Below are 15,149 nucleotides of genomic sequence, written 5' to 3' on the forward strand. Positions count from 1 at the left end.
AAATCATGGAATTCATACAGATCAAAGAAACATGCCTTTATATCAATGACCTGGATAAGGCAGAAAAATTTTACCACAATAACCTAGGTATGCCGATTATTTCCAAGGAAATCAATCGGCATATATTTTTTAGGTGTGGCAGTTCGGTACTGCTCTGTTTTATCCCTGAAACCACCCAAAAAGAAAGCTCCCTACCTGCTCATTTTGCAAAGGGTAAGCAACATATTGCCTTTGAAGTAACCGCAAAGGAATACGAAAACAGGAAAAATGAACTAATCAACTTAGGGATAGAAATCACCCATGAACAGGAATGGAAAGATGGGCTGAAAAGCTGTTATTTTGAAGATCCCTTCGGGCATGTCCTTGAAATCGTGCCCAAAGGGATCTGGGAATAGTCTTATTTATTGTTTTCCCAAAATTCAGCATTCTCGATACCAACTTCCTTGGAATTGAAAACAGGTTCTTTTCCTTCTTTCAATTGCTTGGTGTAATCCCTGAATACTTTCAAGGCCGGCTTTCTCAATAGTAAAATGGCAATAACGTTTAACCAAGCCATGATACCTACTCCAATATCCCCCATGGTCCAAGCCAACTGGGCAGTACGAATAGCCCCATAAAAAGTAGTGATAAGGAACAATAAGCGAAGCCCCCATACTGACCAGGCCCTATGCCTATCTCTATTAAGATAACTCAGGTTGGTCTCCGCAATATAGTAATAGGCCATAATGGTAGTAAAGGCAAAAAACAATAATGAAACCGCAACAAATCCGCTTCCCAAATCAGGAAAATGCGTCGCCACTGCATACTGGGTATATTCAGGACCTATTTCCACACCAGGTAAATTCTCAACGAGAAAGCCTCCCTCAGGATTAATCACATTATATTGACCTGTAAACAAAATCATCAGGGCTGTGGCAGTACAAACAAATAATGTATCCACATACACAGAAAAGGCCTGGACCAAGCCCTGCTTAGCTGGATGACTGACTTCCGCAGCAGCTGCAGCATGAGGTGCTGAGCCCTGCCCAGCTTCATTGGAATAAATGCCTCTTTTTACACCCCAAGCTATGGCCATACCGAAAACGCCACTGAAAGCCGATTCCAGATTAAATGCAGCACCAATGATCATGCTTAAAACACCCGGCACCTCCTCGATATTCATAAAGATGATCACAACTGCCATCAATATATAGGCAGCGGCCATAAATGGGATAACCACTTCAGCCACCTTACTGATACGCTTCACCCCGCCTATAATGATCAAGCCCAATAATATGGTCACTCCTATTCCGGTGATTTCAGCAGGAATCTCAAATGCATTTTTCATGCTGAGGGCTATACTGTTACTCTGCACTCCAGGCATAAATACCGCCATACTCAAAATGGTCGCAAAAGCGAACAATAAACCGTACCATTTGACGCCTAGCCCTTTTTCTATATAATAAGCTGGACCACCACGGTATTCTCCATCATTGACTTCCTTATAGAGCTGGCCCAAAGTAGATTCAATAAATGCAGAGGCAGAACCTAAAAAGGCGATTACCCACATCCAAAAAATGGCACCGGGACCTCCCATGGCGATGGCAGTCGCCACACCAGCAATATTTCCTGTACCTACCCTACCTGAGATGGCCAAGGCAAAGGCCTGAAATGAAGAAACTCCTTTTTCCGAAGGCTTGCCCTTAAACAAAAGCCGAAGCATTTCCTTGATATACCTTACTTGGAGAAACTTGGTCATTACAGAAAAATAAACTCCTGCTACCAAACACAAAACGATCAAGGCATTACTCCAAACTATATTATTTACAGCTTCTACTATTTCCTTCATTACAGTTGATTACGATTCCTAATATCAAACTAAACTTTCATCACCGGTCAAATCAGCAAAGAAAACCCAAATAAAAGAAAAATATTCAACATTATTCAAAACAATATTCTAAAACACATTCAAATTTGATGATCTAAAACATTGCACCTAAGTCTTTTATTTGGTGATTACAGACCAAACAGCCATCCCCCTCCATCTTAGGTTCTGAGAACCTCTCTCCTACCAAAGATTTCCAAAAAATACTATATCAAGAGACAATACCGTTTAAAATCTAATTAAGTTAAACAATCATGATCGAAGTGAAAACAGCACTGAATTTGGATAAGTGCAAATTTCCGAAGAGTAAGATGATATAATTAAGATAAGATTGGTTTAATACAGATAGCTGATTAATTTTGGAGGAATTCATAGCAACATGAGCAAATCTCTAAGGAAAAAGACAAGACTAGGAAGTTTTAAGTTTATGAGTGTGCTGTTCAGCACCACCCTATCACTTTTTATTGCAGGGCTCTTTGGGGTAATTGTCATCCAAGCAAAGACGCTGACCTCCATCATCAGGGAAAATATAGAAATACAGGTTTTCCTCAACAAGAATATCTCCGAAGCCGACAATGCCAAAATCGGCAAGCTTTTGGCCTCCAAACCCTATGTACTGATCAAAGAAGGGGAAGGCGCCCAGATCAATTATATTTCTGCCGATGAAGCTGCAGCATCGTTCTTAAAAGACACAGGAGAGGATTTTGGCAAATTTCTGGATGATAACCCACTACGGCACAGTTATGTCATCTCCGTTAGAGAGGACTTCCAGACTTCAGAACAGATGGAAAAGATCGTGGCAGAAATCCAGGAGTTGAATGGGGTTTTTGAGGTGACTTATATGACCGATTTGGTGGAATCCATCAATAAAAACTTGGTCAAGGTCAGCATGGTTTTGGGAGCTTTTATACTTATCCTCATCTTTACGGTCATCATCCTGATCAATAATACCATTCGGCTTGCCCTATTTTCACAGCGTTTCCTTATCCGAAGCATGCAGCTGGTCGGAGCAACCAAAGGTTTTATCAGAAAACCCTTCCTGAACAGGTCCTTCCTATATGGAGCTTTGGCAGGAATTTTGGCTTCAGTTATCCTGTATGCCCTGATAGAATATACCAAAGCCAATATTGATGGTTTTGCTCTTTTACAAAACGAAGAAATGCTTTTGATGCTCTTTGGTAGTCTGGTATTACTGGGTGCCATACTTTCCTTTTTCAGCACCTTGAGAGCAGTGAATAAATATTTAAATATGACATTGGACGAACTATATTAAAATGGATCAAAACAACTTACCTTTTTCTAAAAAGAATTATACCCTCATGTTGATAGGCATCGCCATTATCGTGGTGGGTTTTGTCATCATGGGACTGGACAGTGAACCGCATGGATTCGGATTCTTAGGCCTTACCCTTGGCCCCCTAGTGACCCTTTTTGGATTTATTTTCGAATTTTACGCAATTTTTCATAAGTCTGACAATTAAGTAATCAATGAGTATTATTGAAGCCATTATCCTGGGCATCATCCAGGGGCTAACAGAGTTTTTGCCTGTTTCCAGTAGTGGGCATATTGAATTGGGGTCATTCCTTTTGGGCGTTGAAGCCGCCGACAATCTTTTATTCACTGTAGTGGTTCATGCCGCTACCGCCTTAAGTACCATCATCGTCTTTCGTAAGGATATTATCAATATCATCCGGGATTTATTGAAATTCCAGTGGAACGGTGGGACCAAATTTGCTGCCAAAATCTTCCTTTCCATGATTCCTATTGGGATAGTGGGGGTGTTTTTTGAAGAGCAGATCGAAGCCCTGTTTGGTGGAAAAATCCTTTTGGTAGGCGCCATGTTGATATTGACGGCCATACTATTGGCCTTCTCTCACTTTGCAGCCAAAAGGGACGGTATGGTTACTTTCCCTAAAGCCATCGTAATTGGCATTGCCCAGACCATAGCCATTATGCCCGGCATCAGCCGATCAGGCTCGACCATTGCAACCGCCTTATTGATAGGTGTGGAAAAGGAAAAAGCTACCAGATTTTCCTTCCTGATGGTACTGATTCCGATTTTGGGCGCTTCCGCTATCAAGCTTTTGAAGTTTTTCAAAGACCCAAGCATCGCAGAGGGCATTTCCACCATCAGCCTGACAGCTGGATTCATAGCCGCATTTATTGCGGGATTGGCCGCTTGTATCTGGATGATTAATATTGTAAAACGGGGAAAGCTTATTTACTTTGCCATTTATTGCGCCATCGTAGGTACTATTGCCGTAATGGGTGGCTTATTAATGTAGCATGGACGAGAAACCTTACGGAGAAGTATTTCTGATCAACAAACCTTATCAATGGACCTCTTTTGATGTGGTGAAAAAGGTGAGAAATGCCTTAAAAATAAAAAAAGTAGGTCACGCAGGGACCTTGGATCCACTGGCCACTGGATTGCTCATCATTTGTGCCGGGAAAAAGACCAAGAGCATCAATGACTTTATGGGCCAAGAAAAAGAATATACCGGCACCTTTGTACTGGGCAAGACCACTGAATCCTTTGACTTGGAGCAAGAAGTAAAAGAGGTGGCTGATCCCTCCCACTTGAGTCTTGAGGACATCCAAACAGCCTGTAAAAAATTCACCGGGGACATCATGCAGGTCCCCCCTACCCATTCGGCCATCAAAAAGGACGGAAAAAGGGTGTATGAGTCTGCCAGAAAGGGCATTGATGTAAAATTGGACCCAAGGCCTGTACAGGTTTCTACCTTCGAAATCACCCGCTGTGAACTGCCTGAAATAGACTTCCGGATCGTATGTTCCAAAGGCACCTATATCAGAAGTTTGGCCAGGGACCTGGGCGAGGAATTGAAAGTGGGCGCTTATATGTCTGCCCTCACCCGAACCCGAATAGGAGATTTTTACCTAAAAGATGCTGTAGAAGTATTGGAACTAGTTGACAAGATCAAAGCTGAAAAAGAAGCCAAGGGATGAAAATTTACGAAGGACTTGATCATTTCCAAGCGGTAAAAAATGCAGTGGTGACCAGCGGTACCTTTGATGGGGTACATTTGGGCCATCAAAAGATATTGGCCCGCATCAGAAATATTGCCGACCAAATGGAAGGCGAAACTGTTTTGATTACCTTTTGGCCGCATCCAAGGTTGGTTTTACACCCTGAGGAGCACAATTTGCGCCTATTGACCACCTTTGAGGAAAAAGCAAAGCTCCTTGAAAAAGCAGGAATAGATCATTTGATCACTATTCCTTTTACCAAGGAATTTTCCCAATTGACCGGAGAAGAATTCATCCAAAAAGTCCTCATTGATAAAATCCATACCAAGAAACTGGTCATTGGCTATGACCACCGGTTTGGCAAAAACCGGGAAGGCAGCTTTGACCACCTCAAGGCCAATATAGACCGATATGGATTTGAGCTCGAGGAAATATCCAGGGAAGATGTCGATCATGTAGGCATCTCCAGCACTAAAATTAGAAAAGCACTCCTGGCCGGTCATATTAATGAAGCCACAGAATTTTTGGGCAGGCCCTATGAGCTGAACGGCATTGTGATCAAAGGTCAACAAATCGGCCGTTCCATAGATTTTCCTACTGCCAATATCCACGTACCCAGCAACTATAAGCTCATCCCTGGAGATGGTGCCTATGTGGTGGAAGTGGCGGTGGGACAGGAAACTTACCAGGCCATGCTCAATATCGGTAACCGACCAACAGTGGATGGCATAGAAAAAACGGTAGAAGCCCATCTTTTTGATTATAATGACAATTTATACGACAAACAAATCACAGTTTATTTCAAAGATTTTTTGAGAGCGGAAAGAAAATTTGCAAATTTAGAAGAGCTTAAAAATCAACTAAAAAGGGACAAGGAAAAAGCCCGGCAAATTTTTAATGAATCCTAGCTGCTAAAACTCATGATCAATAAAACTGTAAAAGATGCAGAGGAAGCCACCGCAGATATCAAGAGCAATGCTGTATTGATGTTGGGTGGCTTTGGTCTTTGTGGGATCCCCGAAAACAGCATCAAAGCCCTGCTCAAAAGGAATATTTCTGGTCTCACCTGTATCTCCAATAATGCCGGTGTAGATGATTTTGGCATTGGGCTCATGCTGCAAAAGAAGATGGTCAAGAAGATGATCTCCTCATATGTGGGCGAAAATGCAGAATTTGAGCGGCAATTGCTCAGCGGGGAACTGGAAGTAGAACTGATCCCCCAGGGGACCTTGGCAGAAAGGACCCGGGCCGGTGGTGCAGGTATTCCAGCCTTTTTTACCCCTGCAGGTGTGGGCACTGAAGTGGCCGAAGGCAAGGAAATGAGGGAATTTGATGGCAAACTCTATATTCTGGAAAGTTGGCTGAAGGCTGATTTTTCCTTGGTAAAAGCCTGGAAGGGAGATACCGCTGGCAACCTGATCTATAAGGGAACAGCCAGGAATTTCAATCCCATGATGGCTGCTGCGGGTGCCATCACCATCGCCGAGGTGGAAGAGCTGGTCCCCGCAGGTGAATTGGATCCCAATCAAATCCATACCCCAGGCATCTATGTACAGCGCATATTCCAAGGTAAGGATTATGAAAAGCGGATAGAAAAAAGAACCGTAAGAGAATAGTTCATTTCCCAGGCTTTAAACCCAAACAGCATGCTCAGCAAAATTCAAATCGCACAACGCATTGCCAAAGAAATCAAAGACGGCCAATATATCAATCTAGGGATTGGCATTCCTACCTTGGTGGCCAATTATATCCCCGATGATCTCGATGTGGTCCTACAATCAGAAAATGGCCTGTTGGGGATTGGCCCCTTCCCTACCGAAGATAATGTGGATGCCGACCTGATCAATGCCGGTAAGCAGACCATCAGCATGGTGGATGGCTCTGTACTTTTTAGCTCAGCGGAATCTTTTGGCATGATCCGTGGCGGTCATGTGCACCTGACCATCCTTGGAGCCATGGAAGTTTCCGAAAATGGGGATATTGCCAACTGGAAAATTCCCGGCAAAATGGTCAAAGGCATGGGCGGTGCCATGGACTTGGTGGCCTCTGCAGAAAATATCATCGTGGCCATGCAACATTGCAGCAAAGATGGCAAATCCAAACTATTGAAAAACTGCAGCCTGCCCATTACAGGCATCAATTGTGTCAAGAAGATCGTCACCGACCTGGCCTACTTGAAGGTACTACCTGAGGGAGGTTTCAAACTGATGGAGAGGGCTCCCGGAGTGAGCGTAGAAGAAATTCAATCCAAAACAGAGGGTAGATTGGTGGTAGAAGGAGATATTCCCGAGATGGATTTTTGAAGAGCTTAGTATAAACAAATAAGACTATCATACCCGCTCAGTCCTATTTGTGAATTTTAATTCTAAGCCCATGTGCCAAATAGTTAAAGTCATTCAACTTGAAATATCATTTTTGCGGGCAGGTCGACAAAGCTGCGGGCCAGCGTAGGCCTTGAGGGAAGAAGCTTTAGCTTTGTCTTGATTTTTCTTTGCTTCGTTTCTTTTCATCTAAGGAAAAGAAATGAAGAGTAAAGTCCTGAAAATAAACTAAATTCCTACAAAAAACACTTTCAATTGTAAATTTTAAAATATCATTTATTTACAAAATGTTAAACTTTTACAAAGCTTACAACTAGCACAACTAGTTAAATCCTAATACATATATAACTGTGAGGTCATTTAGTTTTCAACTCTGTACAGGCTGACACAGCAAGCCATTTTTAGAAGAGGACATTCACTAAGTGATTGATTTTTTTCTGGTTAGCATTGTTAATATTTTATTTTTTAGGATTATGAAAAAATTATTTTATCAAACAGCTTTTTGAGAAAGAAGCCAATGGTCAAACTGGAATTCCCTTACGATTTTGAACTGAAGGAACTGGTAAAAACCTTTCCCAATTGTGAATGGAACAGGCATGAAAAGGCCTGGTGCGTCCCCTACACTGATGATATTCTGGATCGCTTGATCCTATTTTTCAAAGGAAAGGTGTGGTTGGATTATTCCACATTTAGAAAAGCCAATTTGCCCAAAACTTTCCCTGAACTCCCTCCATTAGCGCTTGAGATTTTTAAAGAAATAGAAGCATTTCAGGATTGGATGAAAAATAAGCGGTACAGTGAAAGTACCGTAAAGACCTACAGGGGTAGTTTGGAAATATTTTTCAGGTTTTTGGAGAACAAGCCTTTAAGCGAGATAAAGAATGAAGATCTAGAAAAATTCACCAAAGACTACATTATTGACAGACAATACTCGGTATCTTATCAAAGTCAAGTAATCAATGCGATTAAACTATTTTTCAATATTAAGCAAAACAGAAAACTTGATCCAGAAGTGGTTTCAAGGCCCCGGAAGCCTTCCAAATTACCCAATGTACTGAGTAAAGAAGAAGTTAAAAGGATATTGGAAGCGCATAAAAACATCAAGCACAGAACCATGCTTTCAATTATATATGCTTGTGGACTTAGAAGAAGTGAAGTGTTGCACTTAAAAATAAGCGATGTAGATTCCAAAAGAGGCTTATTGATTGTACGCCAATCTAAAGGAAAGAAAGATAGAGTGGTGCCTTTATCTGACAAGACAATAGCCTTGCTGAGGGAATATTATAAATATGAGCGTCCCCAATATTTCTTGTTTGAAGGTAAAAAGCTAAATTCTAAGTACAGTTCAGGTAGCTTGCAGAAAATACTTAAGTCAGCCTTGGGAAAATCAGGTATAAAAAAGCCAGTCACTTTACATTGGCTTAGACACTCTTTTGCTACCCATCTTTTGGAAAATGGCACCGACTTGCGCTATATTCAGGAAATATTAGGTCACAATAGCAGTAGGACGACAGAAATCTATACACACGTCACTGATAATAGTATCAGGAAGATTAAATCTCCCTTTGATGACCTTTAATAAAAATAACCAATGGTATAACAATCCAACAAATAACGGGGGCTTGTTAAACCTTTGGTTTACAGATATACAAGTTGAACAAAACCTCCTACGTCGGTAGTTATTTAACTTTTAATATTTTAACTGATTTTATATCAGTTGTTTACACTAAATTCATTCCATGTTTTACCATTAAATAAATAGCATCATGGAAAAAAAAGCCTTCGTCAACGGATGTATGAGGAAATGCGGGTCAGGAACTATTCTCCCAGGAGCATCAAGACCTACATCAGCCTGGTATCGACAGTCTCCAAACATTTTGGAAAAAGTCCCGAACGCATCAGTATAGCTGAGCTAAAAGAATACCTTTTCCAAAAGGTAGAGGTAAACAAAATGTCCCCTTCTGGTGTAAACCAAACCATCAGTGCGTTCAAAATACTTTTCAAAGATGTCCTGGGCAGAATCTGGGATCCGGTTAGAATCAAGCGGCCCAGGCGACCCAAACTCCTCCCTTCTGTTTTTTCGAAAGAGGAGATATCCCTTATACTGAACTCCATAAGGAACAGAAAACATTATTGCCTGTTGGCCCTCACCTACGCCTCAGGGCTGAGGCTGAACGAGGTCATCAACCTGAAGCCCTGTGATATTGACAGTGACAGGATGCAGCTGAAAGTTAGGGGAGGAAAGGGATATAAGGACAGGTATACCCTGTTGCCCAAAAGGCTGTTGGAAAAGCTCCGGGAATATTACAGGTACTACCGGCCCAAAACCTATCTTTTCGAAGGTCAGACACCGGGCAAACCCTATAGTGAAAAGAGTGCACAGCGCGTTTTAAAAAAAGCCATGGAACGCGCAGGGATAACAAAGCATGCTTCTTTCCATACCCTTCGCCACTCCTTTGCCACACACCTTCTTGAGCAGGGAACAAATGTCAGGTTAATCCAGGAGCTGTTGGGCCACAAATCCCTCAGAACCACTACGGTTTACCTACCTGTGACCAACTTGAATCCGGCACTGATCAAAAGTCCCCTGGACGAGCTGTGATGGACATCCTCAACAAGAGGAATAGTGGGGTAGAACTTTCCGATATCCTGCTGGGGGAGAAAGAATCCTTTCTTTCAGTAAACAGCCTGTGTACCTCCCAGTATAAGGCCTATCTGGACATCATTTCCTGCAGGACATCGAAAATGGGTTCCCATACCCTGGCATGTGATAGCTGCGGACATACCAAAACGAGCTATAACAGCTGCCGCAACCGTCATTGTCCCAAGTGCCAGTATATCAAACAGCAGGTATGGGTAGAAAAGCTCAGGTGCAGGTTGCTGCCGGTGAGATACTTTCACGTGGTGTTCACCGTCCCCGACTTTCTCAGGCCGCTTTTTTATGCCAACCAGCGGTATGGTTATAATCTCCTGTTTGAAGCCTCTTCGGCCGCAGTGAAAAAGGCAGCCCTGAACCCCGCTTTTCTGGGAGCTGAAAGTGGCTGTCTGGCAGTGCTGCATACATGGGGACAGTCCCTGTCCTACCATCCACATATCCATATGCTTGTACCCGCAGGAGGACTGGACGTCGATGGGCAGGAGTGGATCGCCGCACATAAAAAGTTCTTTGTTCCGGTGAAAGCACTGTCAGCTATTTACAGGGGCGTGTTTATGGAAAAACTTATCAGGGCGCTGGAAGAAAACCTTCTCAGGATACCGGAAAAACAGGCAAAACTGTTTTCCGACCCAAGGTATCTCAAGCAGGAAGCCTATGTAAAGTTGTGGCATGTCTATATCAAAAAGACGTTCAGGGGGGCAAACCAGGTCGTCAGCTATCTGGGAAGATACACCCACCGGGTGGCCATCAGCAACAGCAGGATCCAATGGACCGACGGGAAAGCGGTCAACTTCAGGTGGAAGGACTACAGGGACAACAGGAACAAGACCATGAGCCTCAGCTGCCATGAGTTTGTAAGGAGGTTTATGCAGCACATCCTCCCCACAGGCTTTTACAAGATCAGGTACTACGGGATCATGGCCTCGGCAAACAGCAGGACCAAAATGGAAACCTGCTTCAGATCGCTGAAAAAGACAAAGTACATCTCCTTCTACCACGGACTGAGCACTTACGAGATACTGGAAGAGGTTTTGGGCCCGGACCTCTTTCTTTGCCCTTGCTGTAAAAGAGGCAAAATGGTGTTCGGAATCCATTCGGAAAAAGAAAAGGGCCCCTGAACCTTTATAAATGGGACGTTCATTGACATCATGAAAAACAGATTGGAGGAAAAGGGTTCCTAGGGAAAAATATGCCCTTTTGCGGGCAAAACTGTCAATCCAACCAGAAGCTTAAAACTGCAAAGCCCAAGAACCACCTAAAAATTCCCGTCATGAAAAGCCCCATGAAAGACAAATGCCCATAGCACCCCACCGGTTCCGTCCAACTATGTTTTAACCGCAATCTTGTTAGTCTTAAGAAAATAGTTTATTTTTTTGCCTAGATTACGTTTAAAACACTTTACGTTGTAGGTAATGTTGTCAAGACTCCTCAATCAATGCCATCGCTACATTAATATCTTCTCAAATTGATTCTTCACCTTTATTTTTTTGTAACAAATTTTGACTCCCCATACTTACTCGGTGTAATCATAAAAATTTAAAAAATGAAGAATTTAAAACACTTTATCACCGCTTGTATTGTATGCATTGTTACGGTCTCTTTTGGACAAGAAAGCAGTAAATTAGAAAATTCCGTTCTTTGGAAGATAGAACACCCAAATTTAGAAAAACCATCATATCTGTTTGGTACTTTACATTTAATGTGCGAAGATGATTTTTTAATGCCCGAAAAGGTGTTGAAAAGTTTGGAAAGTATTGATGATTTGGTACTGGAAGTAAATCTTTCTGACCCCAAAGAAATGCAGGATCTTCAAAAAGAAATGACCAGTGCAAGTAAGATTTCGGAAGATTTGACCAAAGAACAATTTGCTAAACTTGACACCTTTATTCAAAAGATTATGGGCGTCCCGTTACAAAATTTTGATGCTTATGGTATTTCAACACTTTACAGTATGATGGCGAGCAAGATGTTGCCTTGTACCAAAATCAAAGCTATGGAAACAGAATTAGTTAAGATAGCCACGCAAAACAACACTAATATTGTTGCTCTCGAAAAAGTGTCAGAACAATTTAGCTATATTAAAAAAGCGTACTCTCCGTTGGAAAGTTACCGACTTATATTTTTGTTTGAAGAATATAAAAAGGATTTCAATAACGCTATTGAATCTTATAAAAAGGAAAATATTACAGAAGCAGTCCGTTTAATTGCCCAAGAAAAATATATGAACTCTAATTCAAAACAATATATGCTAAGCCTTCGGAATGCTAACTGGGTAAATAAAATGCCTGAAATGATGAAAGAAAAAAGCAACCTGTTTGCTGTGGGAACTGCACATCTAACAGGTAAAAAAGGGCTTATTCAATTATTAAGACAAAAAGGGTATACCGTAACTCCTGTACTGTAAAAAAATTATTGTGAAGATAACCGAAAAGGAATTTTTAGATAAAATAAACGCACACAAGGGCATTATATACAAGGTTTCAAGAATGTATTTTGATGAACCTGAAGACCGTGAAGATTTATTTCAGGAAATAATCTTGCAACTCTGGAAGTCCGTAGATTCCTTTAAAGGCAATAGTCAATTTTCATCTTGGATGTACCGTGTGGCATTAAATACAGCCATTGTGTATTATAAAAAGGAGAGAAAAAGAAAAGGCACAACGGCCGATTTAAAAACAGAACCCATAGCACCAAAAGGTTATGATGGTATTAAAGATAAACAACTCGAATATTTTTATAAAGCCGTAAAACAATTGGGCAAAATAGACAAAGCATTAATCTTGCTGTATATAGAAGGATATCCCGGAAAAGCAATTGCCGAGACTTTAGGGCTTTCCGAAGCTAACACAAGAGTTAAAACCAATAGGGTAAAAAAACAATTAAAAGAAATTATTAAAACAGAAGGATATGAATTTTGAAGATATAAAACAACAAATGGATAACCAAAATATGGATGACCAAGTAATTCCAAACCACATAAACGAACTAAAGAAAACGCAACTTCCTATTCAAAAAATAAGAAGAAATATAAAAACCGAACTCTTAACTCAAATAGTAATTATTCTACTTTTATTTACAATACCTCGTTTTATTGAAATGAATCCAGTTGCAAAAGGAATGTATTTTATCCTCATCTTTATTACTTCGCTTATTACGATTACCTATTTAATTAAAATGAATGGTTTTATTAAGGAAACCTCAAATTTATCCTTTACTATAAAAGATGTTTTGGCAACAACTTTATCTGAATTAAAATTGACAATAGAAGTGTACAAAACCGCTGTTATATCAGGAAGTTTATTGCTTCCAGTAGTTGCCTTCATATTGATTAAAGGAAGAAATAGCATTGATGAATCTGCCTTTTTAGACATCATAACCTTCAATATTCCTTTTGAAAAAATTATTTTGTACATCATCGGTTATTTAGTGATGGCAATAACTATACACATTATAACCAATTGGTGGACAAACATTTTGTACGGAAAATATATAAATGACCTTGAAAATACTTTAGAAAAAATTGAACATTGAGAAAAAACACTACCTACAACAGCGGCTATAAAAAATAGCTACTAAAGGCTTAACCCAAAGTTTTTTGTATTTTTAAAACCAATAAGGCTACCCGGAAAGGTTTGCGTGTACTTGCACGCTACTTTTCATAGCCGCAACCCGTTGGCGGTAATTCCCCCTACTTTAAAAAGTTGACTTCGTATGCTAACGGGCGAGATGGATAATCAGCTTTTTTTGCTAAATTCAATCACTCTCTGCAAGGCCGATTTTAGAACTGTCGCTCCCGTCCCTCGGGAAGCACGGGCGTCATTCTGGTTGGGATGCTTGCGATGACCTCAGTGGCGGTGCCGAGGCTTCGGCAACCCCGTTCAGAATATTTTCTTGCCAAAAGCACATCCTCAGAGAGTACTAAACCCTTCAGGTCTTATGGAACAAGAAATCATCTCCATGGAAGTCGTCAACCCTCAGGCTGCGGGTATTGACGTCGGCAGTCGCTCCCACTGGGTTGCAGTGGGCCAGTCCGAACAGGACGTTCGGGAGTACGGGGTGTTCAATCAGGATTTATTTGCCATGGCAGAATGGTTGGGGGAAAAGGGAACGAAAACCATTGCCATGGAAAGCACGGGCAGCTATTGGCAAAATCTGTATGCGATGTTGACTGCCAAAGGTTTTGAAGTGATCCTGTGCAACGGAAAGTTCACCAAAAACATCAAGGGCAAGAAAACCGACGTGAAGGACTGTCAATGGATCCAGAAACTCCATACCCTTGGCCTGTTGACCGGAAGTTTCCTTCCCGAAGGCAAAACCGAAGAGCTTCGGACCTATTGTCGCCATCGGGCAAACCTTCTTCACTCTGCCGCCTCAGCATCAAAGAAAATGCAGAAATACCTCCGGCTGCTCAACTTTCGGTTGGATGTAGTAGTCAGGGATATCTGCGGACTTACCGGACTGCTGATCATCCGGGCCATCTGCGAAGGGGAAACCAACCCGCAGAAACTTGCTTCCCTGCGTCATGGAAACTGCCGGAAAAGCGAAGAAGATATAGCCAAGGCCTTGCAGAGCAATGGAAGAAAAGATTACCTGTTTGCACTGAAACAGGAGCTGGAGACTTATGATCAGACCCAGGAAAAAATCGCCCGATGCGATAAAGAGATCGAGAAGATGCTGGATGATATCATCAATTCGGATGACAATAAGCGGCAGCACTATATAGAGGCAAAGCCCTACAAAAGGGTCAACAAAAACACCCCCAAGGACATCGACCTCAACCTGAAGGCTTACCGGATCTTTGAAGGAACTGACCTGTTGGCCATCGAAGGAATGAGTTTTTCGACGGTACTGGCCTTGATGAGCGAAGTAGGCATAGAGGGCATCAGAAAGTTTAAAACGGCCAAGCACTTCGCTTCCTGGCTGCGACTGGCACCGAACAACAAGGTGAGCGGAGGGAAGGTGCTCTCAAGTAAAGTTCCAAAAGGAAGTAACAGACTGAAAATCGCATTACGGAATGCGGCCAATGCCATTGGAAACCTGAAGGATTCTACACCACTAAGAGACTTCTTTCATAGAATAAGTTTTAGAAAAGGAAGGGTTTCGGCCATCAGTGCCACGGCCAGAAAGCTGGCCGTCATCATCTGGAACATGGTGGTGAAGGGAGTACCCTATATCAATCCGGAAGGTTATCTCTTCCTGGACCAGAAAAGAAAACTGGGTTTAGTTAAAAGGATTAGGAAGCAAATCGATAAATTCGGTCTGACAAATGAGGATTTGGGACTGGAAACAGTCCATGTTTAACCTATTTTTATTACG

General features: G+C 41.8%; 16 protein-coding genes. 15 read left to right on the top strand and 1 reads right to left on the bottom strand.

Annotated elements, in window-relative coordinates; all coding sequences use genetic code 11:
* Positions 1-5: 5 nt before the first annotated feature.
* The gene (locus KZP23_RS18810; RefSeq protein ID WP_226333314.1) at positions 6-395 is read left to right on the top strand and encodes a VOC family protein; all 390 of its coding nucleotides are present in this window, start codon (positions 6-8) and stop codon (positions 393-395) included.
* Between the two features lie 2 nt (positions 396-397).
* On the opposite strand, the gene KZP23_RS18815 is transcribed toward KZP23_RS18810, so the two are convergent.
* Positions 398-1,828 carry an alanine/glycine:cation symporter family protein gene (locus KZP23_RS18815; RefSeq protein WP_226333315.1) on the bottom strand — a complete coding sequence of 477 codons (1,431 nt, stop codon included), beginning with the start codon at positions 1,826-1,828 and terminating at the stop codon, positions 398-400.
* A 415-nt stretch (positions 1,829-2,243) separates the two neighbouring features.
* Here KZP23_RS18815 and KZP23_RS18820 point away from each other — a divergent pair, with 415 nt between their 5' ends.
* The 14 genes from KZP23_RS18820 (at position 2,244) to KZP23_RS18885 (ending at position 15,134) form a co-directional block, all read left to right on the top strand.
* Complete coding sequence (locus tag KZP23_RS18820; protein ID WP_226333316.1) at positions 2,244-3,137, top strand: cell division protein FtsX; 894 nt, start codon at positions 2,244-2,246, stop codon at positions 3,135-3,137.
* A 1-nt stretch (position 3,138) separates the two neighbouring features.
* Positions 3,139-3,345: a DUF3098 domain-containing protein gene (locus KZP23_RS18825; RefSeq protein WP_226333317.1), complete on the top strand. Its 207-nt coding sequence runs from the start codon at positions 3,139-3,141 to the stop codon at positions 3,343-3,345.
* A 7-nt stretch (positions 3,346-3,352) separates the two neighbouring features.
* Positions 3,353-4,150, top strand: coding sequence for an undecaprenyl-diphosphate phosphatase (locus tag KZP23_RS18830; RefSeq protein ID WP_226333318.1), 798 nt, complete (start codon positions 3,353-3,355; stop codon positions 4,148-4,150).
* A gap of 1 nt (position 4,151) precedes the next feature.
* Positions 4,152-4,835: a tRNA pseudouridine(55) synthase TruB gene (gene truB, locus KZP23_RS18835; protein ID WP_226333319.1), complete on the top strand. Its 684-nt coding sequence runs from the start codon at positions 4,152-4,154 to the stop codon at positions 4,833-4,835.
* Positions 4,832-5,764 carry a bifunctional riboflavin kinase/FAD synthetase gene (locus KZP23_RS18840; protein ID WP_226333320.1) on the top strand — a complete coding sequence of 311 codons (933 nt, stop codon included), beginning with the start codon at positions 4,832-4,834 and terminating at the stop codon, positions 5,762-5,764. Before truB ends, KZP23_RS18840 begins: the two co-directional genes overlap by 4 nt.
* Positions 5,765-5,776: 12 nt before the next feature.
* Positions 5,777-6,472 carry a CoA transferase subunit A gene (locus tag KZP23_RS18845; protein WP_226333321.1) on the top strand — a complete coding sequence of 232 codons (696 nt, stop codon included), beginning with the start codon at positions 5,777-5,779 and terminating at the stop codon, positions 6,470-6,472.
* Positions 6,473-6,502: 30 nt separating this feature from the next.
* Positions 6,503-7,159, top strand: coding sequence for a 3-oxoacid CoA-transferase subunit B (locus KZP23_RS18850; RefSeq protein ID WP_226333322.1), 657 nt, complete (start codon positions 6,503-6,505; stop codon positions 7,157-7,159).
* Positions 7,160-7,679: 520 nt separating this feature from the next.
* Positions 7,680-8,756, top strand: a complete 1,077-nt coding sequence (gene xerA / locus KZP23_RS18855; protein ID WP_226333323.1) for a site-specific tyrosine recombinase/integron integrase — start codon at positions 7,680-7,682, stop codon at positions 8,754-8,756.
* Positions 8,757-8,969: 213 nt separating this feature from the next.
* Entirely contained in the window at positions 8,970-9,779 is an 810-nt protein-coding gene (locus KZP23_RS18860; protein ID WP_226333324.1) for a tyrosine-type recombinase/integrase, read from the top strand.
* Entirely contained in the window at positions 9,779-10,951 is a 1,173-nt protein-coding gene (locus KZP23_RS18865) for an IS91 family transposase (protein ID WP_226333325.1), read from the top strand. The genes KZP23_RS18860 and KZP23_RS18865 overlap by 1 nt, the downstream gene beginning before the upstream one ends.
* Positions 10,952-11,376: 425 nt before the next feature.
* Positions 11,377-12,237, top strand: a complete 861-nt coding sequence (locus KZP23_RS18870; protein WP_226333326.1) for a TraB/GumN family protein — start codon at positions 11,377-11,379, stop codon at positions 12,235-12,237.
* A 10-nt stretch (positions 12,238-12,247) separates the two neighbouring features.
* Positions 12,248-12,751 carry an RNA polymerase sigma factor gene (locus KZP23_RS18875; protein WP_226333327.1) on the top strand — a complete coding sequence of 168 codons (504 nt, stop codon included), beginning with the start codon at positions 12,248-12,250 and terminating at the stop codon, positions 12,749-12,751.
* Positions 12,741-13,364 carry a hypothetical protein gene (locus tag KZP23_RS18880; protein ID WP_226333328.1) on the top strand — a complete coding sequence of 208 codons (624 nt, stop codon included), beginning with the start codon at positions 12,741-12,743 and terminating at the stop codon, positions 13,362-13,364. The genes KZP23_RS18875 and KZP23_RS18880 overlap by 11 nt, the downstream gene beginning before the upstream one ends.
* A gap of 405 nt (positions 13,365-13,769) precedes the next feature.
* Positions 13,770-15,134 (top strand): IS110 family RNA-guided transposase, encoded by a 1,365-nt coding sequence (locus KZP23_RS18885; RefSeq protein ID WP_226333329.1) that lies wholly within the window; start codon positions 13,770-13,772, stop codon positions 15,132-15,134.
* Positions 15,135-15,149 lie beyond the last annotated feature (15 nt).

It is taken from the genome of Echinicola marina, assembly GCF_020463795.1.
Classification (GTDB): domain Bacteria; phylum Bacteroidota; class Bacteroidia; order Cytophagales; family Cyclobacteriaceae; genus Echinicola; species Echinicola marina.